Source organism: Methylobacterium sp. 77, from assembly GCF_000372825.1.
Classification (GTDB): domain Bacteria; phylum Pseudomonadota; class Alphaproteobacteria; order Rhizobiales; family Beijerinckiaceae; genus Methylobacterium.
This window is the reverse complement of sequence record NZ_KB910516.1, coordinates 2,771,694-2,795,623: the sequence shown is the minus strand read 5'-3', so window position 1 is coordinate 2,795,623 and position 23,930 is coordinate 2,771,694. Positions and strand designations below refer to the sequence as shown.

Here is a 23,930-nt window from a genome sequence, read left to right as displayed (position 1 = left end):
TTTGCTAAGCGGTTGAATTACTTTGATAATCGAGAAGCCCGCCCGGTATCCTGGGCGGGCTTTTTGCTGCGAATTGACGATTGATTCACCTTATCGAGCGATGAACGGGAACCGTTAAGTGACCGGAAGGCCACGTCTCCCCAAAATCCCCCTCAGAGCCCGGCCCCGAGCGTTTGCTTCGCTTCGGAAACTGGGTAGAAGCTGAGCTGGGACCAGGTGACGGGACGGTCGGACAACGACCGCCTGTCTGCGGGTGCGAACCCGGACTGTTAATAAATAGAGACGGGCGATTACATGATGTCGATGACGGGGAAGCGCCGGCGTAAGTCGGCCGAACAGACCATCGTCCTAGTCGCTGCCGCGGCCGCAGGGCTGGTTCTGGGCGGCACGGCTCAGGCGCAGCAGATCGTCGTCCAGGGTAACAAGCGCGTCGATGCCGACACCATCCGGTCCTACGTGACCGGTACGGCCTCCGGATCTCCCGAAGAGGCCCGCCGCAATCTGTTGGCGAGCGGCATGTTCTCCGACGTGAAGGTCTCGCGCAGTGGCGCCGGGACGCTGGTGACGGTCCGCGAGAATAACATCATCAACCGGGTGGTGTTCGAGGGAAACAAGAAGGTCGAGAAGGCGACGCTCGAAGCCGAGGTCGAGGCCAAGGGCCGCGGCGGCTACAGCGAGGGTGTGGTCCAGGCCGATCTTCAGCGCATTCGCGAGATCTACCGCCGCGCCGGCCGTGGTACCGCCAAGGTCAGCTTCCGCACCGTCGATCTGCCCAACGGCCGCATCGACCTGATCTACGTGATCGAGGAAGGTGACAAGACCGGCATCAAGGCGATCAACTTCGTCGGCAATAGCGCCTATTCCGAGAGCAAGCTGCGCGAGCTGATGAGCTCGTCGGAGATGAACTTCCTCTCCTTCATCAAGACCTCCGACGTCTACGATCCCGATCGTATCACCAACGATCTCGACCTCGTGCGCCGTTACTACCTGAAGAACGGCTATGCCGATTTCCGGGTCGTGAATGCCGATGCGCGCTACGTCGAAGGCGAGGGCGATGCCGGCTGGGTCATCACCGTGTCGGTGGATGAAGGCCAGCAATACACGGTCGGTGCGGTCGCCATCGATTCGCGCCTCCCGGGTGTCGACAAGCAGATCCTCGACGGCGAGGTCCGCTCCGCCATCGGTGACGTCTACAATGCCGAGGATGTCGAGAAGACGCTTGCCGGCGTGACCAATCAGGTCGCTCGCCAGGGCTTCCCCTTCGCCCAGGTCCGTCCGACCGGCCAGCGCGACCGCGCCACGCACACCGTGGCTCTCGGCTTCGTCGTCGAGGACGGTCCCCGCGTCTATGTCGAGCGCATCAACATTCGCGGCAACACACGCACCCGCGATTACGTCATCCGCCGCGAGCTCGATATCACCGAGGGCGACGCCTATAACCGCGTCCTGACCGATCGTGCGGAGCGTCGCCTCAACGGCCTCGGCTTCTTCAAGAAGGTCCGCTTCTCCAACGAGCCGGGCTCCTCGGCCGACCGCGTGGTCATCAACATCGACGTCGAGGATCAGCCCACGGGTTCGTTCTCGGTGGCAGGCGGCTACTCCACCCAGGACGGCATCATCGGCGAAGTCTCGGTCTCCGAGTCGAACTTCCTCGGCCGTGGCCAGTATGTCCGCCTCGCCGGTACGGGTGGCCAGTATTCGCGCGGTGTCGACTTCTCGTTCACCGAGCCGTACTTCCTCGGCTACCGTCTCGCCGCCGGCTTCGACGCATTCTACAAGTACAGCGATCTGACGCGCTACTCGCGCTACGAGACCACCGTCTATGGCGGTCAGCTCCGCGTCGGCCTGCCGATCACGGAAGAGTTCGGCGTCACCCTGCGCTACTCGCTGTACAATACCGAGCTGACGATCCCGAACAGCGTCAAGCGGCCGTATAACGACTGCTCGAACCCGATCCCCGGTTATACGGTCCTCAATCCGGCTGGAACGATCGATCCCGTCTCCGGTCGCAACACCGGCGGTCTGCCGACATATCCGAACTGTGCTCTCGATGGTGAAGCCTCCATCGCGCTCAAGGGTTCGACTGGCAACACGTTGACGTCACTCGCTGGCGTGACTCTGGCCTATTCGACGCTGGACAATCTCGCCCAGCCGCGGAACGGCCTCTATGCCGAGCTGAAGCCTGAAATCGCGGGTCTCGGCGGCGATTCGAAGTTCTTCCGCGTGGCCGGCGACATGCGCTACTACAAGGAGTTCTACGAGGACGTGGTCGGCTTCGCCCGCTTGCAGGGCGGCCATATCTCGGCCCTGACCGACGAAAAGCTGCGCATTACCGACCAGTACTTCCTCGGTCCGTCGCTCGTCCGCGGCTTCGCGCCAAACGGTATCGGTCCGCGTGACGTCGGCAGCGCCGATGCTCGCTCGAACGCCGTTGGCGGTACCACCTACTTCGGCGGCACCCTCGAAGTTCAGTTCCCGATCTACGGTATTCCGCGGGATCTCGGCCTGAAGGGCGCTGTCTTCGCCGATGCCGGTACGTTGTTCGGCTATAACAGCCGGACCCAGTTCGACGTGAACGGCGATGCGGCCATCAACGGTATCGCGCCTGGTGGGGCTTGCGCCTACACCGCGCTCGGAGCCGGAGCGATCACGGTCGAGCCGGAATGCCTGAACGTCCGCGACAAGATGACGATCCGCTCCTCGATCGGTGCGTCGATCTTGTGGAACTCGCCGCTTGGCCCGATCCGCTTCGATTACGCCTACGCCCTGACCAAGGACGAGGGACAGAAGATCTACGACTCGACCGGCAACTTCCTCGGCCGCGTCGGCAAGGATCAGCTTCAGGCCTTCCGCTTCTCCGGCGGCTCGCGGTTCTGACATAAGACGCACGGGCTTCCTTTCTCGGAGCCCGTGCGTTGTCGCATCATGTCTGATCCCGTCTTCTTCGCACCCAGCACGGCCATCAGCCTCGGCGACATCGCCGGGGTTGCTGGCATTTCGCTTCCCGAGGGCGCAGATCCGCTGCTGACGGTCGCCGGCGCCTCTCCGTTGGAGACCGCCGGGCCCCGCGATCTCGCCTATATGGACAATGCCCGCTACGGCGAGATCCTGGCTCAGACCAAGGCTTTGGTCTGCCTCGTCTCGCCGCGCTTCGCGGCCAAGGTCCCCACGACCACCATCGCGCTGGTCACCCGCGATCCGTATCGGATCTATGCCGGCCTCCTGGCCCGCTTCCATCCGGAAGCCATGCGGCCGCTCTCGCAATTCGGGACCGAGGGCGTATCACCGGGAGCCCACGTCCATCCCAAGGCTCGCCTCGAAGACGGCGTGGTCGTCGATCCCGGTGCCGTCATCGGCCCCGGAGCCGAGATCGGCTCGGGTACGATCATCGGCGCGAATGCGGTTGTCGGCCCCGATGTCCGGATCGGTCGTGACTGCTCCATCGGCGCCGGGACGACGCTGGCCTATGCCCTCGTCGGCAACCGCGTCATCCTTCATCCGGGTGCGCGTCTCGGCCAGGACGGTTTCGGCTTCGCCATGGGGCTGGGCGGCCATCTCAAGGTGCCTCAGACCGGCCGGGTCATCGTCCAGGACGATGTCGAGATCGGTGCCAACACCACGATCGATCGCGGCGCGGGTCGCGATACCATCGTCGGCGAGGGCACCAAGATCGATAACCTCGTTCAGATCGCCCACAACGTCGTCATCGGCCGCCACTGCGTCATCGTCTCCGGCGTCGGCATTTCCGGGTCGACCACCCTGGAAGACTACGTCGTTCTCGGTGGCCAGGTTGGCGTGGTCGGGCATTTGCGGATCGGCATGGGCTCGCAGATCGCCGGCTCATCGAACGTCAACCGCGATGTCCCGCCGGGAAGCCGGTGGGGCGGCACGCCGGCCAAGCCCGTGCGCACCTGGTTCCGCGAACTCACCGCCCTCGCGCGTCTCGCGGAAAAGTCGGGACGCGACACGAGCGAGCCCGACAAGGACTGAGCGATAACGGTGCCCGGCCCTGGATTGTCGCCGGCATAGCCCTCCGAGGCTTGCATCGTGTGGCGTTTATGTCGAAGACAACGCTCCACTTTTTGAGGGATGAGGCGGGGCGTCAGGGGCGCCGGCGCGCGATGGGGTTGTTCGATCGATGAGTGACATGCCGAAAGATCTGGGCTCGGCCGACATCCAGAAGATCCTGGAACTTCTGCCCCATCGCTATCCGTTCCTGATGATCGATCGCATCATCGAGATCGACGGGGACCGCTCCTGCATCGGGATCAAGAACGTCTCGTTCAACGAGCCGCAGTTTACCGGGCATTTCCCCGGCCTGCCGGTCTTCCCCGGTGTCCTGCTGATCGAGGGCATGGCCCAGACGGCCGGCGCGATCTGCTGCCAGCACATCAGGACCGATGAGGTGCGGGCCAAGCAGGTCTTCTTCATGACCATCGACAAATGCAAGTTCCGCAAACCCGTCGTGCCCGGCGATACGGTGCGCTATCATATGACGAAGATGAACCAGCGCCGGACGATGTGGTGGTTCCGGGGCGAGGCGCGCGTCGGCGACACCCTCGTCGCCGAGGCCGAGATCGGCGCCATGCTGGTGACGGAGTGAGCGACGTGACCGACATCCATCCGAGTTCCGTCATCGAGGATGGTGCCACGATCGGCGAAGGTGTGCGGATCGGTCCCTTCTGTCATGTCGGACCGGAAGTCGTGCTCGGCGAGGGCTGCGAACTCATCAGCCATGTGGTCGTCGCCGGCCGCACCGGAATCGGCCCCCGCACCAAGCTCTATCCGTTCGCATCCATCGGCCATCCGCCGCAGGACCTGAAGTTTCGCGGCGAGGCCTCCACGCTGACCATCGGTGCCGAGTGCCTGATCCGCGAAGGCGTCACGATGAATCCGGGCACCGCCGGCGGCGGTCTCGAGACGGTCGTCGGCGACAAGTGCACCTTCCTCGCCAATTCCCATGTGGGGCATGATTGCCGGGTGGGCGATGGAGTCGTCTTCTCGAACAACGTCATGCTGGCCGGCCATTGCAGCGTCGGAGATTACGCGATCCTCGGTGGCGGCGCGGCGGTGATCCAGTTCGCCCGCGTCGGAGCCCACGCCTTCGTCGGCGGTCTATCCGGCTTGGAAAACGACTGCATTCCCTACGGTATGGCCCTTGGCAACCGTGCCTATCTCTCGGGCCTCAACATCATCGGCCTGCAGCGCCGGGGCTTCGCCCGCGAGGACATCCATGCCCTGCGACGGGCTTATCGCCTGCTCTTTGCCCCCGAGGGCACCTTGATGGAGAGGGTGGAGGACGTGGCCGCGGAGTTCGAATCGCATCGCGCCGTCGCCGAGATCATCGCCTTCATCCGCGAAGGCGGTAAGCGCTCGATCTGCACCCCGCGCGAGAATCCGGGCTCGGCTTGACCGCATCGTCCCATCCGGCGCCCCTCACCGACGCACGCGCGGTGGAGCGTCTCGTTCTGGTGGCCGGCGCCGGCCGGCTTCCGGAACTGGTCGCCGAATCCCTCGAAAGGTCGGGGCGCTCGTTCCGGGTGCTCGCCATCCGTGGCTTTGCCGAACGGCCGATGCGTGAGCGCGCCGATGCCACGGTCGATCTTCTCGATATCTCCGGTGCCTTGAGGATCCTCGAAGCCTGGGGGCCCGCCTGCGTGATACCGGTTGGGGGTGTCTCGCGTCCCAGCCCCGCCGCGATCCTCAATGCCGCCGCGGCCTTGCGGAATCGCGACGCGCTGAAGGCGATATCGGCGGGAGGGGACGACCGGCTGTTGCGCGGTGCCCTGGTCCTGCTCGAGGATAACGGCCACCGCGTCGTCGGCATCCACGATGTTGCGCCGGACCTGCTGAGTCCCGAAGGACAGCTCGGACGGCTCGCTCCGGATCTCGCCGCGCAGGCATCCATCGCCACGGGCTGCGGCATCCTCGCGGCGCTTGCGACCTACGATGTCGGTCAGGCCATCGTCGTCGCTGCGCAGCGCGCGCTCGCGGTCGAGGGGCCCGAAGGCACCGACCGCATGCTCGCCCGCGCGCGTGCCCTTGGTCGCAGGCCGTTCGGAATGGGAGCGGCGCAGCCGGGCACCGTCTTGGTGAAGCTCGCCAAGACCGGCCAGGATCTGCGTGTCGACCTGCCGGCCATCGGTCCGCGCACGGTGAAGGCCGCCGCCGCCGCTGGCTGCGCCGGGATCGCCATCCAGGCCGGCTACACCCTCATCATCGACAGGGATGCCACGGTGGCAGCGGCCGACCGGGCGGGCCTGTTTCTCATCGGTTTGCGGATCGAGGTATGACGAACAACGCGTCCAGACGGATCTGGCTCGTCGCCGGTGAGGATTCGGGCGACCAGCTCGGTGCCAAGCTGATGCGGGCACTCTCGGATATCTCCGACGGGCAGGTGGCGTTCGGCGGGGTCGGCGGCGAGGCCATGACGGCGGAGGGATTCGTCTCGCTGTTTCCCCTCGATGATGTCGCCGTGATGGGGTATCTGCCCGTCGCAGCCCGCCTGCGGACCCTCCTGCGTCGCATTCGCCAGACGGTGCGCGACATCGTCGAGTCGCGGCCCGACGTGCTCGTCATCATCGATAGCCCCGGATTTACCCATGCGGTGGCGTCACGCGTGCGCAAGCGGCTGCCGAGCCTGCCCATCGTCGATTACGTGTCGCCCAGCGTCTGGGCCTGGAGGCCCTGGCGCGCGGCCAAGATGCGTCCGTTCATCGACCATGTCCTGGCACTGCTGCCGTTCGAGCCCGATGCGCATCGCAGGCTCGGCGGTCCGGACTGCACCTATGTCGGGCATCCGCTGATCGAACGGCTGTCCGAGCTGCGCCCGGATGCGAGCGAGGCGGCTGCGCGCGAGGCGAGGCCGCCGACGCTCGTGATCCTGCCGGGCTCGCGTCGCTCGGAAATCGAGCGGTTGATGCCGGTCTTCGGGGCCACGCTCGATCTTCTCGTCCAACGCCATGGGCCGATCGATGCCGTTCTGCCGGCGGTGACCCGTCATCGCGCCATGATCGAGAGGCTGGCGCTGGCCTGGTCGCACCCTGTGAGGATCGTGCACGGAGAGGCCGCGAAATATGCCGCCTTCCGAAGGTCCCGTGCGGCCTTGGCAGCCTCGGGTACGGTGACCCTCGAACTCGCGCTCGCTGGCGTGCCGATGGTCGTGGCCTACAAGGTATCGCGTCTGGAGGAGGCCGTGGCACGTCGGCTCATTCAGGTCCCGACCATCGTGTTGCCGAACCTGATCCTCGGCGAGAACGCCATGCCGGAATTCATCCAGGCCGAGTGCACGCCGGGGCGTTTGGGCGAGGCCCTGCTTCCGCTTCTCAAGGGCGGCGACGCTCGCGACGCACAACTCCGCTCGCTCCAGCGAATCGATGGTTCGATGCGGCTTGCGGGCGATGACGAACCGAGCCGGAAAGCTGCCCGGATCGTGCTCTCTGCGGCGCGCCCGTCCGTCAGCGCACCGGCAGGGACGTAGCCGCCCGCGGTCTCGCGCCCTTCATCGTCTCCGAAGCCTGCAGGGCACTGGGCGGAAGAGCTCTGTCATCCGCTTCCGTCTTCGATGACAGCGATGACAAGTCCGGAGTTCGGGTGCTCTTGTCGCGCCCGAAAGCGTAGCCGGCATTCACGCCGGCATAGAAACCGGTGAAATCCTCAGCCTTCGCCATGCTGGCGAAAGCCAATGGCAGGCACAGGCTGATCGTCACGAAGACGGCACGCATCACAGCTCCCGACGCCTGAAATAACTGTCTTGCATTGGTTCGTTGCGGAATCCGGCTTCCGGGTCCTGCAACGACGATCACGACGAAAAACGGCGACCCGAAGGCCGCCGTCTTTTATCGCGATCGTCGGAAAGGCTGCGATAAAGCGGCCATTCCGACGATGCTGATGAGCCGATCAGTAATCGGCGTTGATGCTCTGGGCCTCGCGGCCCTTCTGACCATCGATCACGCTGAGCGTGACCTGCTGGCCTTCGGCGAGGGATTCGAGACCGGCGCGCGACAGGGCCGAGCGATGCACGAACACGTCCTTGCCGCCGTCATTGACGGACACGAAGCCGAAGCCCTTGGCCGGATCGTACCACTTCACGGTGCCGGTCATCTCGACCGACGGGCCGCTGGCGAAACGACCACCGCCGCCGCCGGCACCACCACCGCCGAAGCGATCGCCGCCGCCGCCGTATCCGCCGGCACCACCACCGCTGAAGCGGTCGCCGCCACCGAAACCACCGGCGCGGGGCGCGGGAGCGCGACGCGGGGGCTCGGCCTCGGCCGTCGAGGTGTCGACGCTGGTCACGTCGGTGACCTGCGGACCCTTCTGGCCCTGGGCGGTGTGGACTGTCAGGCGCGTGCCGGGAAGGAGGTCCGCATGGCCAGCGGCCTCGACAGCGCGGATGTGAAGGAACGCGTCGCCCGAACCGTCAGCCAGTTCGACGAAGCCGAAGCCCTTCTCCTTGTTGAACCACTTGACCGTCGCGTCGCGCTCCGGTCCAGAGGGAGCGGCTGCTGCACGGGCCGGACCGCGATCGAAACCGCCGCCGCCACCGCCATATCCACCGCCAAAGCCACCGCTCGGGGGTGCCTGATCCGGCCAACGAGGCTCGGCACCACCCTCATCGAAGCCGCGCTTCTGCGGCCCCCTGAAATCACGACCACGTCCCATCGAAAGCTCGCAAAAACCGTCCGCCGACCATCTGTCATCGAATACCGGGTGCGCCCCGTCCCAGACAGGCACTGCACCACACTATCATCACCCTCGGCAGCGGTGACCAAGAATAACGCCATAGTCCTGACTGAATCTCGGCGCTATCGCAAGATGCTTCTCGTCGGACTCTGTAAGGTTCCGCCACTTTCCTGCGGCAGATTACGCAATGGCGCATGTCCCGCGCCTCCGGCCCCCGGTGAGGGGCATTGCGTACAGGATGCGCAAACGCCATTCGCCTGAATGACTTCACCGGCCGAAATTTACGCGGTCGCGTTAGGACAATGCACATCGTTGGGCCGCTAGGCTGCCGCGAGGCGCTCGCAAAAACGAGCGTCCCGGAACCCTTGGCCGATGATCGCAACCCCGTCATTTCCGGATCTGTCGGCCCTCGTCGTGGACGAGAGCCTCTATATCCGCCGAATCGTTCGCGACATGCTGATGCGTGTCGGGATCAAGCGCGTGCTCGAGGCCCCGGACGGTGCCGAGGCCCTCGGTGTGCTCGCCGAGAGCAAACCGGACATCACGATCATCGATTGGGACCTCGCGATCCTGTCTGGCGAGGAGTTCATCCGCCTCGCGCGCACGCCCACCACCTCACCCTCGCCCACGGTGCCGATCATCCTCATGCTGGCGCAGCCGCGCCGCAACGTCGTCGACCGCGCCATCTCGCTCGGCGTCAACGAGATCATCGCCAAGCCGTTCTCGCCGAAGACGCTGTGGTCCCGCCTTGACGAAGTCATCAACCGGCCGAGGCCGTTCTCCCAGGTGAAGAGCCTGCTTCGGCCGGTTCCGAGAATGTCGGCCGCCGGCAAAGCGCTCTGATTCGATCACGGATCGAGGCTTTGCACTGACGCCCAAGCCCTGTAGGCTTCTTATCGAATGATGGCCGACCTATCCGGTCGGGCCACGATCGAGGATGCCGGCAAGGCCGATGAGGGAAGAGAGCGCCGCCATGACGCCGGCCCGCCCCTTGGCTGGCCCGACGCCCCCGAGCGCCCCCGCTTTGCCGGACGCGGGTCGACCGCCGGTCGTGGGCCATCGCCCCGGGCGCCGGAACACCTACGCGGCTCTCGATCTCGGCACCAACAATTGCCGCCTCCTGATCGCCGAACCGGCATCCCACGGTTTTCGCGTGGTCGATGCCTTCTCTCGTATCGTCCGCCTGGGTGAGGGGTTGGGCACGTCTGACCGCCTCAGCGAGGCCGCGGTCGAGCGCACGCTGGAGGCTTTGTGCGTCTGCCGTGCCAAGATGGAGGGGCGTGGTGTCGCCCGCGCCAAGATCATCGCCACCGAAGCGTGCCGGCTCGCCGTCAACGGAGCCGATTTCGTGGCGCGGGTGCGGGACGAGGTCGGGCTCGATCTTGAGATCGTCGACCGGCAGACCGAGGCCTATCTCGCGGTCACAGGCTGCGCGGCCCTGGCCGACCCTTACGCGGAATCGGTCGTCATTTTCGATATCGGCGGCGGTTCCACCGAGATCGCCTGGCTCGACGGTGCCGCGACCAACCCGTCGGCCGACCCGACCCTGCGGATACGCGCCTGGGATTCCCTTCCCGTCGGCGTCGTCACGTTGGCCGAGCGGCACGGCGCGGCAGACGTCACGCGCCTGATGTTCGAGGGCATGGTCGAGGAGGTGGCGGATTTGCTGGCGCGGTTCGCCATTCGGGCCGCGCCCGCGGCCAACGCCCGGCATTTTCATCTCCTCGGCACGTCGGGAACCGTGACGACCCTCGCCGCCATGCACCTGCGGCTGGCGCGCTACGAGCGCCGCCGCGTCGACGGTCTCTGGATGAGCGACGGCGAAGTGAGCGACGCCATCGACGACCTGCTCGACACGCGCCTCGACCAGCGCGCCGACAATCCCTGCATCGGCCGGGACCGGGCCGATCTCGTACTCGCGGGTTGCGCCATCCTGGAGGCGATCCGCCGGGCGTTCCCTTCCGAGCGGCTCCGCATCGCCGACCGCGGCCTGCGCGAAGGGCTTTTGATGAACATGATGCGCGAAGACGGCGTTTGGCGCCGCGGAGGCTACCGTTGACCGACAGACGTGGTGCGGGCGGCGGGTTGCGAGGCGATCTCAAGCAGCGGGTCAAGACGGGGCGCGGTCGTACCGCCTCGCAGAAGCGCTGGCTCGAACGGCAGCTCAACGATCCCTACGTGGCGCGAGCCAAGCGCGAGGGCTATCGCTCGCGCGCGGCTTTCAAGCTTCTCGAGATCGACGAGCGCTTCACGATCCTGAAGCCCAACCAGAAGATCATCGATCTCGGCGCCGCGCCGGGCGGCTGGTCCCAGGTCGCGGCCAAGATCGTCGGCCCGAGCGGCCGCATCGTTGGCATCGATTTGCTCGAGATCGAGCCGATGGTCGGCGTCGAGTTCATCACCCTCGACTTCCTCGATCCCGATGCGCCGAAGCGGCTGATCGACCTTCTCGGTGGTCAGGCCGATATCGTCATGTCCGACATGGCGGCCAATACGACCGGGCACAAGCAGACGGACCATCTGCGCATCATCGGCCTCGCCGAGACCGCGGCGGAGTTCGCCCGCGAGGTGCTGGCGCCGGGCGGGACCTATCTCGCCAAGGTCTTCCAGGGGGGGACGGAGGGGACTCTGCTGGCCGATCTGAAGCGGGACTTCTCAACGGTGCGTCACGTGAAGCCGTCGGCGAGCCGAGCCGATTCCAGCGAACTCTACGTCCTGGCGACCGGTTTTCGCGGCAGTGCCACCGACGGCACGACCGAGGACGACGCCTGACGCGTCCTCGCTATAGGCCCTGTGGGATCAGGATCGGGTAGCACCGCGCGCCGGCGGCGGCGGCCAGCACCTCGACGGCGCCCACGGTGGAGGCGTCACCAGCGACATGCACGACATCGGTCGTCTTCAGCCCGGTGAGATGCGCGGTGAGCGGACCCGGCCGGACGTCCGGCGGGCGCTGTCTCGTCCTATCGGCGACGAGCGTGATCCGTGAGACGCCCGTGGATCGGAGCCAATCCAATGACGGGCGCATGTAGAGGTCGAGGGGGTCACTCGCGCCGGTCACCACCACGATCTCGCGAGTAGGCTCGATGTAGCGCGCCGCCCGCGCGATCGCCCAGATCGGCGCGAAGCCGGTCTCGCGCCCGACGAGCAGCATGCGTCCGCCGCCCGGGCGATAGTAACCGCGACCGACCGGACCCTTGATCTTGACCGGATGGCCGAGGAGGATTTCCTCACCCAGCGCGTGTCCGACCGGATCGCAGGATTGTCCGATGCGCAGGTGGAAGACGAGTTCGTTGAGTTCCGTCGTGCCGTCGAGCCGCAGGGTCGGGCTCACGTCGATCGGTTCAAATCCCTCGAACGTGGCGGTGACCTGGTGGCCGGGCTCGATATCGAGACAGCGGGTGACCGTCACGATCACTTCGACGACATGAGCACCGAGCGGCGCGATCTGCGTGACCGTGCCGACCCGGCGCACTTGGACCGCCGGTCTCACCTCGGCGAAAACAGCTGTATCCGCTGTCTTGGAGGGGCGTGGAAGGGACAGCTTGACCGCTTCCGCACGGTGCACACGCGCCTGGGCGCGACGCGGCGCGGGTCCTGGGCCTTGGCCGAGCAGATAGGACCCGTGCATGCCGTGGGTGGGTGCGATCACGCCGTCGGCGAGGGCGGCTTCGAGCGGCGTATCGCCGGTCGAGACCCGCACGGCCTTGCCGTTGACGACAAGCGAGCAGCGCGCGCTCATGGTCGAGCCTCGAGAGAAGAGAGAAGTCGAAAGGAAGCCGGCACCCGATAGAGCGCACCGACCGATGGCAGAGACCTCAACGGGGTCCGTCGAGCAGCTGGTCGACGAGAGCGGCCCAGCGGTCGCGCACCGCGCAGGCTTCCGGAGACAGGGGCGCAGGCCCCGCGAGACGCTCGACGCTGGCGCGAATAGTCGCGGTCTCTTCCCGCTCCGCCCGCAACACGGCCTTCATCACCATGATCTCGGAGCGCAGACGGGCCACATCCATGGACGGGGCGGTGTCTTCGATCACATCCGCCTGCGGATCGATCGACCGCGCGACCGGTGCGGGATCGGCCCGGTTGGGGGCGGTGTCGATCCGGACCGGTCGCGCTATCAGGCGTCGCACGATAGCCGTGTCGAAACCTTCGCCGAGTCCGAAATCGTCGCCCAATCGCAATGCCGCTTCGGCCATCACGCCCGCCTCCTGTCGAACGGCATACTGTGCCGCGCCATTCGATCCATCTCGACCATCACGATGGGCGATCATGGTTAAAGGAGACTTAATTCAACCGCCGAGGATTCTCTCTCAGGCGGCTTCCGGTGCTGCGCCGACGAGTTGCCGAGCCTGCAGCATCGACATCGGGTCACCGAAGGCGGTGCCCTGCGCGTACTCGCAGCCGAACTCCGCCAAGGCCTGCGCATCGGATTCGTTCTCGGCGCCGTCGGCGATGATCGACAGTCCGAGTTCCTGGGCCATCTTCACGATGGAGCGCAGCATCACCGTCTTTCCCGTCGCCATCTGCCTCACGAACGTCGGATCGATCTTGATCGTGTCGAACGGAAAGCGCTGGAGATAGGACAGGGCCGAGTATCCCGTGCCGAAATCGTCCAGCGACAGGCCCGCCCCGAGGTCGTGGATGCGGCTCAGCATCTGGGCTGCGTATTCCGGGTTCTCCATCACGAGGCTTTCGCCGAGCTCCAGCTTCAGCGAACCTGGAAGCACCCCTGAGCGTGCCAGGATCGTCTTCACGTCATGAAGCAGGTCGTGGCGGAGGATCTGCCGTGACGACACGTTCACGCAGGCGAAGATCGGCGGGTCGACATCGAGGGAGCGTTGCCAGGCGGCGAGTTCGAGGGCGGTCCGCTCCAGGGCGAAGATACCGAGGTTGACGATGAAGCCGCTGTCTTCGGCGATCGGCATGAAGGTCGATGGCGGGATGCGGCCGAGTTTCGGGTGGTCCCACCGCAGGATCGTTTCGAACCCCGCCACCGTGCGGTCTTCCAGGCGGACGACGGGCTGAAACAGCACCTTCATCTCGTTGCGGTCGAGGGCACGGCGCAGATCCGCCTCGAGCATCAGGCGATCGCTGCGTTCGTTGCGCATGTTGGCGCGGAACACTTCCGTGCGGTCGCCGCCGTTGCGCTTGGCCTGGATCATCGCGATCTCGGCGTTCTTGAACACGTCCTCGCGCTTCAGCGCGGCGCCGGTCTCATGCAGGACGATACCCACGGAGACGGTGAGGAAGATCTCGCGGTCGGCATAGGTGATCGGCGTGGCGATGGCCCGGCGGATCATGTCCGTGAAGGCGATGATGCGGTCGGGTTCGCGCTCGGAGAGCAGGATCAGGGCGAATTCGTCGCCGGCGATGCGGGCCAGGGTGTCCTGAGGGCGTAGTAGCCGGCCGAGGCGACGCGACAGGGTCAGCAGGATCGAATCGCCGGCCGATAGACCGATGGCGTCGTTGATCGCCTTGAACCGGTCGATGTCGAGGAGGATCGTCGTCGGCTTCAGTCGCGCATCCTGGCTCGCGAAAGCGAGGGCGGCGTCGAGGCGGTCGTAGAACAATTCGCGGTTGGGCAGCCCGGTGAGGCTGTCATGGATCGCGTCGTAGAGCAGGCGCTCCTCGGCCGTCTTCAATTCGGTGACATCCGAGATTGTGCCGACGATCCGGATCACTTCACCGTCCGGCCCGATCACCGGCCGGGCCTTCAGGCGGTACCAGACATACAAGCCGTCGGTGGAGCGCAGGCGGAAATCGTGGACGATGCGCCCGCGACGCTCCTCGATGACCGTGTCGAGGGCCGCCGAATAGCGATCGACGTCGAAGGGGTGGACGAGGCCGAGCCAATTCGAGGCGGGACCTTCGAGGGCACCGCGCTTCAACCCGAGCTGGCCTTCGATCTCCTGGCCGGCGAAGACCCGGTCTCCCGGCACGTCCCAGTCGAACACCACGTCACCGGCGCCGGTGAGGGCGAGGGCACGGCGCTCGGTATCCGAAACGAGGGAATGGGTCATCCCGCCGCCAGTGAAGGCGTGCTGCATCACCGTGAAGCCGATCAGCATGACGATGAGGACGAGACCGCCGATGAGGGCCGGCTGCACCAGGTCGCTGCCGATCTGGCCGGTGATGGCGAAGCCTGCGGCCACGACCCAGACGAGGAGGAGGAACCAGGTCGGCACCAGCAGGATCGCGCGGTCGTAGCCGTTATGGATGGCGAGATAGACGATCAGCAGCAGGCCGACGCCGGCGACGGCGGCGATCGAGATGCGGGCGACGCCGGCCGCCACCGGCGGATCGAACACCGCGAGGCCGACGAGGCCTGCCAGGAACGCGAGCCAGAAGAACGCCACATGGCCGTAGCGCACGTGCCAGCGGCTCAGGTTGAGATAGGCGAACAGGAAGACGAGGAGCGTCGCCCCGAGTACCGCCTCGGCGGAGGCGCGATAGACCCGTTCCGCGACCTCCGTGACGGGGAAGACCCGCTGCAGGAAGCCGAAATCGATGCAGGCATAGGCGAGCACAGCCCAGGCCAGGGCGGCTGCGGCGGGAAAGATGATCGCGCCCTTCACCACGAAGATGATGGTGAGGAACAGGGCGAGCAGGCCGGCAATGCCGATGATGATGCCCTTGTAGAGCGTCAGGCCGGTCGACTTCTTACGGTAGGCTTCCTGGTCCCAAAGGTAGACCTGCGGCACGTTGGGTCCGTGCAGCTCGGCCACGAACGTGACGGTGGCACCGGGATCGAGGGTGATGACGAACTGGTCGGCCTCGGGGTTCTCGTCACGCTCGGGCCGGATGCCCTGGCTGGCCGTGATCGCCGCGATGCGCGAGCCACCGAGGTCGGGCCAGATCACGCCGGAGCCGACGAGACGGAAATGCGGAGCTACCAGAACCCGGTCGATCTGTTCGTCGGTGTCGTTGGTGAGCGCGAACACCATCCAGTCCGGCCGCGCTCCGCTGTCGCGCGCCTTCACTACGATGCGGCGGACGATGCCATCCTTGCCCGGAGCGGTGGAGATCTGGATCAGGTCCCCGTCCGAGCGGTAGCGCTCGATCATCGGCGTCAGATCGATGGCGGGCGCGTCCAGCGTCACGCGCACGGCTTCGACGGCCCAGGCCGGCGCTCCCATTCCGAGGATGCCGATCAGAAGCGAGACGAAGGCGGAAAGGACGAGAAGGGATCTGCGCAACGGGCGAGTGTTCCGGCCGGGCGGGCTCTTATGATGAATACGGCTCAGCTTGCGGCCCAGTCGTACCGGCGGGGGTATCCACGGGCAAGGCTCGCGGTCTGCCTGGACGTGAGGCACCCACTGCTTCTTGGCGTAGCGCCGAGAGGTTTTCGATCGCGTGCTTTTGCGGCCAAAACAAGCCGGGCGACCCGCTAAGCGGCGGAACCGCACCGTCAACAGCGGCCGATCGGTTCACAAAGCAGCCGAGACGCTGCTTGCGCGGTCAAATCGGCGCACCAATGCCGACGGTCCGTTGCCCTGGTTCGGAAACCTCGCCGCCGGAACCCGATCTGCGCTCAGCTCGCCTGAAGCGCAGCCTTCATCTTCTCCAGCGACGGAAGCTTCTTGATCGGGCCGATGGCGGCGAGCGTCGGAGCGCCCGAGAGCAGGCGCAATCCCGCTGCTCTCACCTCATCCACCGTGACGGCATCGATCTTGGCGATGACCTCCTGCGGCGGAATCACACGGCCCCAGGCCAGCATCTGGCGGGCATTGCGCTCGATCCGGCCGCCGGGTGTCTCCAGGGCCGAGAGCAGGGCGACCTTCACCTGTGCCTTGGCGCGGTCGACTTCGATGGAATCCGCGTCGCGCGCCGCCTTGGCGGTGGCCGCGAGCGTCACGTCGACGAGTTCGGCGAGATCCGAGCCGGAGGTCCCGGCGCCGATGCCGAACAGGCCGCAATCGACGAAGGACCAGTGGAACGCCTGGATCTCGTAGGCGAGGCCGCGCGTCTCGCGCACCTCGTGCCAAAGCCGTGAGGTGAGGCCGCCGCCGAGCACCTGCGCGAACATGTGAAGCGCGTAGTAGCCGTCATCACGGAAGGAGAGACCGGGAAGGCCGAGGACGAGGTTGGCCTGTTCGAGCTTCTTCTGGATCCGCTTCTCGCCGCCGACATAGGTGCCGGGCACCATCTCCGCGGCGACCGTCGCCGGCATGCCGCCGAAATGATTCTGGGCCGCCTCGACGATGGCCTCGTGGGAGATCGCACCGGCGGCGGCGACGACGATCCGGTCCGGAGTGTATTCGCGGGCGAGATAGGCCTCGATCGCAGCGCGATCGAAACTCGCGATGGTCTGCGGCGTGCCGATGATCGGACGGCCGATCGGCTGGTCCGGAAACGCGGCCGCGGTGAAGGCCTCGTAGACCACGTCGTCGGGCGTATCCTCGATGGCGGCGTATTCCTGCAGGATCACGCCCTTCTCGCGCGCGAGTTCGCCCGCATCGAAGACGGAGCGCGTGAGGATGTCGCCGATGACGTCGAGGGCGACGCCCGCATCCTCGCCGAGCACGCGGGCCGTGTAGCTCGTGCCCTCCGCGCTGGTGGCGGCGTTGATGTCGCCGCCGACATTCTCGATGTCCTCGGCGATGCGCCGGGCCGAGCGGGTCTCGGTGCCCTTGAACGCCATATGCTCGATGAGGTGGCTGAGCCCGCCCTCTTCGGGGCGCTCATGACGGGAGCCGGCGCCGACCCAGACGCCCAGGGTGGCCGTCGCCACGCCCGGCATCGTCTCCGTCGTGACGGTGATGCCGTTGGGCAGGCGAGAGACCTTCAGGCCGGGGGAGGCGCCATGAGTCGCGAAATGCTGGTTCATGCTGTCTCAATTCCCCGCCGTGATGCGTGAATGTCCGCGAATGAAGGCCTCCACCGCAGACTGATCGTTGGCGACGCGCGTGAAGCGCTCCTTTCGATCCAGCAGGTCAGCGAGGTGCGGCGGCAGGGCGGGGCGCAGGCCGCCCGTCGCCTGCGAGACCGCATCCGGAAACTTGGCGGGGTGGGCGGTCGAGAGGGCCACCACGGGAGTGCGGCCGTCCTTCTCCAGAAGGCGCCGGCCCGCATGCACGCCGATGGCGGTGTGCGGATCGATGACCATGCCGATATCCCGGTAGACCCGCGCGATCTCGGCCACGACGGCCTCTTCGGGTACGGAGGCCGCGTCGAACTCATCGCGGACGGTCTTCAACACGGCCTCGTCGAGGGTGAAGCCACCGGATTGCTTGAGCCCGGCCATGAGGCGCGAGAGGCTCGACGCGTCGCGGCCCAAGGCCTCGAACAGCAGGCGCTCGAAATTCGACGAGATCTGGATGTCCATGGACGGCGACGTGGTCGGAAGGACGCCGCGGACCTCGTAAGACCCGTGTTCCAATGTACGGGCCAGGATGTCGTTTGCGTTGGTGCCGATCATCAGGCGGTCGATGGGCAGGCCCATGCGCTTGGCCACCCACCCGGCGAGGATGTCGCCGAAATTGCCGGTCGGCACCGCGAAGGAGACCGGCCGGTGCGGTGCGCCCAACGCCACGGCGCTGGTGAAGTAATAGACCGCCTGCGCCGCCACCCGCGCCCAGTTGATCGAATTGACGCCGGACAGCCGCATCTCGTCGGCAAAATCCGCGTGCTGGAACAGGGCTTTGACGATGTTCTGGCAATCGTCGAAATTGCCGTCGATGGCGATGGCATGGACGTTGTCCGCACCCACCGACGTCATCTGGCGGCGCTGCACCTCGGAGACGCGGCCATGCGGGAAGAGGATGAAGATGTCGACCTGATCGAGGCCACGGAACGCCTCGACGGCGGCGCTGCCGGTGTCGCCGGAGGTGGCGCCGACGATGGTGGCGCGTGAGCCGCGCGCCCTGAGCACGTGGTCCATCAGACGCCCGAGGAGCTGCATCGCCACGTCCTTGAACGCCAGCGTCGGACCGTGGAAGAGTTCCAGCAGGAACAGGTTGTCGTCGAGCTGTACCAGCGGGCACACAGCCGGGTGGCGGAAGGTGGCGTAGGATTCCTCGATCATCCGGTCGAGATCGTCATCCGCGATCTCGCCATCGATCAGCGGCCGCAGAACGAGCTTGGCCGCATCCGCGTAGCGCTGTCCGGCCAGACCGGCGATCGCCTCGCGGGAGATCTGGGGCCAGCTCTCGGGCAGGTAAAGACCGCCGTCGCGGGCAAGGCCGGCGAGGAGAGCATCGGAAAAGCTGAGGGGCGCCGCGGCGCCGCGGGTCGAGACGTGTAGCAAAGAGGCCTCCGGGAAGGCGCCCCGTCTACACGATGTGGGTGACGCTGTCGAAAACAGATGGCGTCCCGCGAAAACACGCGGCGACCTTCATCGATCGCCGGACGACCCGCCTCCGGCTGAGCGGGAATCACCGGAGGTATATGATGCGCCTCCCTGCCAGCCTGCGCCCGCATCGGACCCGCCCGAGGAGAATGCGAGCCCGCCGCGCCGTTGAGCCGTGCACGGCATTTCGTCACAAGGCGGACGACTCAGCCGACGACAGCGGCCCCTGCGAAAGAACGGAGCGAGAATGGCAGCCAGAGCGGCGTCATGCGGCGCTTCCCGGTGCCTTGACGAGACGGCAGCCGCTGATCCGCCAGGCCCCGTCGGTCTGTTTCTGGAGACTGTAGAGCGCCATCCAGTCGACGCCGTTCTCGTCTTGCAGCTTCACGCCTAAGGCGAGCTCGTTCTCGCCGTCCTCCTCGACCCGGTCGATGCTGAAGCTGCGGGCCCGGTAGACGGCGGCGTACCCTTTCCGAACCATCTCGATGAAGGTGTCGGGCGAGGCGAACATGCCCTGGATCGCGGGCGCGGCCTGGGCATAGGCGGTGGCCGCATCGTCCTTCCGGAAGGCTTCGATCTGGCGCTCCACCGTCGCCCTGGCTTCCGACTTCGCGGCTTCGTCGGCGGCATGGGCGGGAAACGGAGTTTCCGCGAAGGCAAGACAGGTGAGGGCGATCAGCAGGGAGAAGACGGCGCGCATGGACCACACTCCGCAATCGGGGACGACCAGAAGCAGGATAGTGCGACGCTTCCGGTCGACAAGAGCGGAGTATCTCCTCCGCCGGACAGGTCCAGCAAGATATCGGCCAGCCTCAGGTCGACGGATCCTTCACCGTCGCGTCATTGTCTTCCGAGATGCGTTTCCAGGCGAACACACCGAACACGCCGATGAGGCAGGCCGCGATGCCGAACCAGGTGAAGGCGTATTGCAGGTGGTTGTTGGGCAGGTCGATGCGAAGTTGCCCTCCCTTCGGCCAGCCGCCCGGATTGGCCGTGGCATCCGCCTCGACGAGATAAGGCATGACGGTCAGGCCCTTCGCCGCAGCGATCCCGTCGATGTCGCGATGGAACCACTCGCCCTTGGCCGGCTCCGGCGGCGGCACGAACATGGTCCGCACCTCGGGACCGCGCAGCATGCCTGTGATCGTGGTCGATCCCGTGATCTGGCCCGACGACCGGCGGGTTGCATCCTTCAGCTCGGTCGGAACGAAGCCGCGGTTGATCAGGACGAGGCTGCCGTCATCGTCCCGCTTCAGAGGAGTCAGGACATAATAGCCCTGCAGTGCGTTGCCGGGCACGGCGCCCGCCGCGAGCCCATGGACCAGCGTTTCCTGGTCGTTAAGGAGCGTGCCCGTCACCCGCACCCGCTCGAACTCGTCGCGTGCCGCATCCCAATCGCCCCGGGCGGGGAGTGGAGCGGGCGGATCGATCCGTGAGCGGGCAACGATGCGGCCGATCAGGGCTTCCTTCTCGCCCTTGCGCTGCAACTGCCAGATTCCGAGGCTCAGCAGGATGGCGAGGCAGATCAGCGAGACGATGGCCGGGGCGGCCAGAGACCGCACGGCGCCAGGGCGAACATCCGTCGACATCAGCGGAAGCGCCCCTCCTCGGCCTTATTGGCGAATTGGAGGGCTGCCAGCAGCCCCTTCAACGGGCGCACGAGCAGCAGGCTGAGCCCGACCGACAGGGTGATGGCGATGACGGCGTGGACCCAGATCGGCGGCTCGAAGGTGATTTCGAGCCAGAGCGCCAGCCCGACGACCACGATGCCGACGATGGACATGACGAAGAAGGCCGGACCGTCGCCGGCATTGAAGGTCGAATAGTCGAGGCCACAGACCTCGCAGGACGGTCGGAAGGTCAGGAAACCATCGAACATCGCGCCTTCGCCGCAGCGAGGACAGCGGCAGCGCAATCCGGTCGGGATGGGCGGTGGTAGCGGCCGTGGTTGGTTCACGATGCATGCTCCTCGGCGACCGACATGTCCGCCTGTCGCCGGATATGGGAAACCGAGCGAGCCATGGCACGAAAAAGGGCGGCTTGCGCCGCCCTGTTTCTCATAGCTGTGTCGCTTCTCGCCGGAATCGCATCCCGCCGCGCATCGTCCCGAAGGGACGGATGCGTCAGTGAGCCGCCGAGCCGGCGCCCCAGACGTAGATTGACGCGAAGAGGAACAGCCACACCACGTCGACGAAGTGCCAATACCAGGCGGCGAACTCGAAGCCGAGATGCTGCTTGACCGTGAACTGGCCGAGATAGACGCGGTAGAGGCAGATCGCGAGGAAGATCGTGCCGATGATGACGTGGGCACCGTGGAAGCCCGTCGCCATGAAGAAGGTCGCCGAATAGATGCTGCCCGAGAAGCCGAAATGCGCGTGGCTGTACTCGTAGGCCTGGCAGGCGGTGAACAGCACGCCGAGAATGATCGTGAGCCACAGACCGTATTTCAGGCCCTTGCGGTCGTCGTGCAGCAGGGCGTGGTGAGCCCAGGTGATCGTCGTGCCGGAGGTCAGCAGGATCAGGGTGTTGAGCAGCGGCAGGTGCCAGGGATCGAACGCCTCGATGCCCTTCGGCGGCCAGGTACCGCCAGTGAAATCCAGGCGCGTGGTCTGGATCGGGTCGGCGGTGTAGAGGGCCGCCTCGAAATAGGCCCAGAACCACGCGGCGAAGAACATCACCTCGGAGGCGATGAACATGATCATGCCGTAGCGGTGGTGAAGCTGGACGACGCGGGTATGGTCGCCGGCATTCGCCTCGTGGACGACGTCACGCCACCAGGAGAACATGACGTAGAGCACGCCGATCGTGCCGGCGCCGAAGATGTAGGGGCCGGGGGTGAGCGTGCCGATCTGCAGGCTCTTCATCCAGAACACGGCGCCGAAAGCCATGAGGAAGCCGGAGAAGGCACCCAACAGCGGCCAAGGGCTCGGGCTCAAGATGTGGAAATCGTGATTCTTGGCGTGCGCCTCGGCCATCTGAACTCTTCTCCTCACCCGGGCCATGTACCGCGAGCGGCTATGACCTTCTGAATGTTCGGCTACACCGGAACCCTTAATCGGGACGGCGCCGTGTTGTCACGCTTGAGACCGTAAAATTCTGGCGCATCGAAAATGCGTCGCGCCAAAATATTTGACGGCCTCAAAAATTCGATTTCGCTCCCCGACCGTCCGCCGTCGCGAGCGCGGCCGTAGGCTGGCCGTTCTTCGAGGCGAAATAGGTATAGGAAAGGGTCATCTCTTGCAGATGCGCCGTATTCGAATCCGCCCGCACCGCAGGATCGATGTAGAAGACCACCGGGAAATCCATCGTCTCGCCCGGCTGGAGCGTCTGCTCGTTGAAGCAGAAGCACTGGATCTTCACGAAGAAGCTACCCATCAGGCCAGGCTGGACGTTGTAGGTCGCGATCCCCGTGGACGGCGTCGTGCCGGTGTTCTTCACGCGGAAGAACACCGTCTTGGTCTCGCCGAGGCGCGCCTCGATCTTCGGCGTCTCCGCGATGAAGCGCCAGGGCAGCGTCGAGGAGACGTTGGTGTCGAAATGGACGACCATGCTGTCGTCCGTGGCGACCTCGGTCGGTGCGAGCCCGATCCGTGGCGTACCGTCATAGCCGGTCGCCTTGCAGAACATGTCGTAGAGCGGCACCGACGCGAAGGCGAGACCGATCATGCCGAGCGCCAGACCCGCGCAAGCGAGGGCGGTCACCGAGGCCTTGCGGTTCGTCTGGCTGCTCGACCTCCCGGTCGTCTTGGGGGGCATGTCGCTCATGATGACTTCCGACTTGTCGGCGCGAACCATCCGGTTCGGCGGCGTCACAGGGGGCGGTTGAGGATTTGCGGTCCGAGCTTCGCGATCGTCAGGACGTAGAAGATCGTCACGAGGGCGAAGAGCACGGCGGCGATGGCGATGGAGCGCTTGCGCTGACGTTGCAGCTCTTCCGGCGTCAGCCGCCGGGGCGGCGTGGATTTCTCCGGCATCGAGGTCATGCGAGCACCGGGCGGAACAATCCGAGACCCTGTTCGGCGAGCACGGCCGAGAACAAGAGGAACAGGTAGAGGATCGAGAAGCCGAACATGCCGAGGGCGGCCTTTCGCTCGGCCTCGCCCTCGCGGTTGCGGAAGACGTGAACGCTGAAGGCCAGCATCCCGAGACCGCCGATGAGGGCGGTGACACCGTAGAGCCAGCCGCCGAAACCGAGGAACACGGGAGCGAGACCCACCGGGAAGAGGACGATTGAGTAATAGATGATCTGGCGGCGAGTGGATTGCGGCCCGGCGACGTTCGGCATCATTGGGATGCCGGCCTTGGCGTACTCGCCGGCCTTGATCAGGGCGAGGGCCCAGAAATGCGGCGGCGTCCAGATGAAGATGATGAGAAACAGGACGATCGATTCGATGCCGACCGAACCGGAGACGGCGGCCTGACCGATCATCGGGGGGAGGGCGCCCGCTGCGCCGCCGATGACGATGTTCTGAGGCGTCGCCCGCTTCAGCCACATGGAATAGACGACCGCGTAGAAGACGATCGTGAAGGCCAGCAGCGAGGCGGCGAGCCAATTCGAGGCAAGGCCGAGAACCAGGACCGATCCAACCGACAGCACGATGCCGAAGGCGAGGGCTTCGCCGGGCTGGATGCGGCCGCCGGGAATCGGGCGGGTCGCGGTGCGGGTCATGACCGCATCGATATCGGCGTCCCACCACATGTTGAGGCAACCCGAGGCGCCGGCGCCCACGGCGATCATCAGGAGCGAGATCACGCCGACGACGGGCTGGATGTGAACGTGCGAGACCACCATGCCGACGAGGGCGGTGAAGATCACGAGCACCATCACGCGCGGCTTCAGGAGCGCGAAGAAATCCGAGACTTCGCCGCCCACCATCATCGGTGCGGGCGCGAAATCTTGAGGCTCGGCGCCAGCGGAGACGCTGTTCGACAGGCTCGTCATGGGTACCCGATGCTGTTG

At 65.9% G+C, this 23,930-nt stretch carries 23 protein-coding genes; 9 read left to right on the top strand and 14 right to left on the bottom strand.

The features are described 5' to 3' along the window. Nucleotides 1–294: 294 nt before the first annotated feature. From bamA to lpxB, 6 genes are all read left to right on the top strand, one after another. Nucleotides 295–2,877: an outer membrane protein assembly factor BamA gene (bamA, locus tag A3OK_RS0113180; protein ID WP_019905349.1), complete on the top strand. Its 2,583-nt coding sequence runs from the start codon at nt 295–297 to the stop codon at nt 2,875–2,877. Between the two features lie 48 nt (nt 2,878–2,925). Further along, on the top strand, nt 2,926–3,990 hold the full coding sequence (gene lpxD, locus A3OK_RS0113175) for a UDP-3-O-(3-hydroxymyristoyl)glucosamine N-acyltransferase (RefSeq protein WP_019905348.1): 1,065 nt from the start codon (nt 2,926–2,928) through the stop codon (nt 3,988–3,990). Between the two features lie 148 nt (nt 3,991–4,138). Further along, nucleotides 4,139–4,603, top strand: a complete 465-nt coding sequence (fabZ, locus tag A3OK_RS0113170) for a 3-hydroxyacyl-ACP dehydratase FabZ (RefSeq protein WP_026597236.1) — start codon at nt 4,139–4,141, stop codon at nt 4,601–4,603. Between the two features lie 5 nt (nt 4,604–4,608). Then, the gene (lpxA, locus tag A3OK_RS0113165) at nt 4,609–5,412 is read left to right on the top strand and encodes an acyl-ACP--UDP-N-acetylglucosamine O-acyltransferase (RefSeq protein WP_026597235.1); all 804 of its coding nucleotides are present in this window, start codon (nt 4,609–4,611) and stop codon (nt 5,410–5,412) included. Further along, nucleotides 5,409–6,293 carry a UDP-2,3-diacylglucosamine diphosphatase LpxI gene (gene lpxI / locus A3OK_RS0113160; protein WP_019905345.1) on the top strand — a complete coding sequence of 295 codons (885 nt, stop codon included), beginning with the start codon at nt 5,409–5,411 and terminating at the stop codon, nt 6,291–6,293. The genes lpxA and lpxI overlap by 4 nt, the downstream gene beginning before the upstream one ends. After that, nucleotides 6,290–7,480 carry a lipid-A-disaccharide synthase gene (lpxB, locus tag A3OK_RS0113155; protein WP_019905344.1) on the top strand — a complete coding sequence of 397 codons (1,191 nt, stop codon included), beginning with the start codon at nt 6,290–6,292 and terminating at the stop codon, nt 7,478–7,480. The genes lpxI and lpxB overlap by 4 nt, the downstream gene beginning before the upstream one ends. Here the strand turns inward: lpxB and A3OK_RS0113150 are convergent. Further along, complete coding sequence (locus tag A3OK_RS0113150; RefSeq protein ID WP_019905343.1) at nt 7,458–7,724, bottom strand: hypothetical protein; 267 nt, start codon at nt 7,722–7,724, stop codon at nt 7,458–7,460. The genes lpxB and A3OK_RS0113150 overlap by 23 nt on opposite strands. A gap of 175 nt (nt 7,725–7,899) precedes the next feature. Then, entirely contained in the window at nt 7,900–8,664 is a 765-nt protein-coding gene (locus A3OK_RS24730; RefSeq protein ID WP_019905342.1) for a cold-shock protein, read from the bottom strand. 393 nt (nt 8,665–9,057) lie between these two features. Between A3OK_RS24730 and A3OK_RS0113140 the strand changes: the two genes are divergently transcribed. The 3 genes from A3OK_RS0113140 (at nt 9,058) to A3OK_RS0113130 (ending at nt 11,457) form a co-directional block, all read left to right on the top strand. Further along, nucleotides 9,058–9,528 (top strand): response regulator, encoded by a 471-nt coding sequence (locus A3OK_RS0113140; RefSeq protein WP_019905341.1) that lies wholly within the window; start codon nt 9,058–9,060, stop codon nt 9,526–9,528. 109 nt (nt 9,529–9,637) lie between these two features. Further along, a complete protein-coding gene (locus tag A3OK_RS0113135) occupies nt 9,638–10,744 on the top strand; it encodes a Ppx/GppA phosphatase family protein (RefSeq protein WP_026597233.1) in 1,107 nt (368 codons plus the stop codon). After that, complete coding sequence (locus tag A3OK_RS0113130) at nt 10,741–11,457, top strand: RlmE family RNA methyltransferase (protein WP_026597232.1); 717 nt, start codon at nt 10,741–10,743, stop codon at nt 11,455–11,457. Before A3OK_RS0113135 ends, A3OK_RS0113130 begins: the two co-directional genes overlap by 4 nt. A 10-nt stretch (nt 11,458–11,467) precedes the next feature. On the opposite strand, the gene A3OK_RS0113125 is transcribed toward A3OK_RS0113130, so the two are convergent. The 12 genes from A3OK_RS0113125 to A3OK_RS0113070 form a co-directional block, all read right to left on the bottom strand. Further along, the gene (locus A3OK_RS0113125) at nt 11,468–12,424 is read right to left on the bottom strand and encodes a hypothetical protein (RefSeq protein WP_019905338.1); all 957 of its coding nucleotides are present in this window, start codon (nt 12,422–12,424) and stop codon (nt 11,468–11,470) included. A gap of 76 nt (nt 12,425–12,500) precedes the next feature. Next, entirely contained in the window at nt 12,501–12,878 is a 378-nt protein-coding gene (locus tag A3OK_RS0113120; protein WP_019905337.1) for a hypothetical protein, read from the bottom strand. Between the two features lie 114 nt (nt 12,879–12,992). After that, nucleotides 12,993–15,818: an EAL domain-containing protein gene (locus tag A3OK_RS0113115; protein ID WP_245259432.1), complete on the bottom strand. Its 2,826-nt coding sequence runs from the start codon at nt 15,816–15,818 to the stop codon at nt 12,993–12,995. A 395-nt stretch (nt 15,819–16,213) separates the two neighbouring features. Next, a complete protein-coding gene (locus A3OK_RS0113110) occupies nt 16,214–17,509 on the bottom strand; it encodes a pitrilysin family protein (RefSeq protein ID WP_019905335.1) in 1,296 nt (431 codons plus the stop codon). 6 nt (nt 17,510–17,515) lie between these two features. Beyond that, nucleotides 17,516–18,928, bottom strand: a complete 1,413-nt coding sequence (thrC, locus tag A3OK_RS0113105) for a threonine synthase (protein WP_019905334.1) — start codon at nt 18,926–18,928, stop codon at nt 17,516–17,518. Nucleotides 18,929–19,235: 307 nt separating this feature from the next. Continuing rightward, entirely contained in the window at nt 19,236–19,670 is a 435-nt protein-coding gene (locus A3OK_RS0113100) for a DUF4864 domain-containing protein (protein WP_019905333.1), read from the bottom strand. A gap of 112 nt (nt 19,671–19,782) precedes the next feature. Further along, nucleotides 19,783–20,559 carry an SURF1 family protein gene (locus A3OK_RS22735; RefSeq protein WP_019905332.1) on the bottom strand — a complete coding sequence of 259 codons (777 nt, stop codon included), beginning with the start codon at nt 20,557–20,559 and terminating at the stop codon, nt 19,783–19,785. Continuing rightward, the gene (locus tag A3OK_RS0113090) at nt 20,559–20,930 is read right to left on the bottom strand and encodes a DUF983 domain-containing protein (protein WP_196805487.1); all 372 of its coding nucleotides are present in this window, start codon (nt 20,928–20,930) and stop codon (nt 20,559–20,561) included. The genes A3OK_RS22735 and A3OK_RS0113090 overlap by 1 nt, the downstream gene beginning before the upstream one ends. Before the next feature lie 163 nt (nt 20,931–21,093). Continuing rightward, the gene (locus A3OK_RS0113085; protein ID WP_019905330.1) at nt 21,094–21,945 is read right to left on the bottom strand and encodes a cytochrome c oxidase subunit 3; all 852 of its coding nucleotides are present in this window, start codon (nt 21,943–21,945) and stop codon (nt 21,094–21,096) included. Nucleotides 21,946–22,108: 163 nt separating this feature from the next. After that, nucleotides 22,109–22,726 carry a cytochrome c oxidase assembly protein gene (locus A3OK_RS0113080; RefSeq protein WP_196805486.1) on the bottom strand — a complete coding sequence of 206 codons (618 nt, stop codon included), beginning with the start codon at nt 22,724–22,726 and terminating at the stop codon, nt 22,109–22,111. A gap of 53 nt (nt 22,727–22,779) precedes the next feature. Beyond that, entirely contained in the window at nt 22,780–22,953 is a 174-nt protein-coding gene (locus A3OK_RS24330; RefSeq protein ID WP_019905328.1) for a hypothetical protein, read from the bottom strand. Beyond that, the gene (locus A3OK_RS0113070; RefSeq protein ID WP_019905327.1) at nt 22,950–23,912 is read right to left on the bottom strand and encodes a heme o synthase; all 963 of its coding nucleotides are present in this window, start codon (nt 23,910–23,912) and stop codon (nt 22,950–22,952) included. Before A3OK_RS0113070 ends, A3OK_RS24330 begins: the two co-directional genes overlap by 4 nt. Nucleotides 23,913–23,930: the final 18 nt, after the last annotated feature.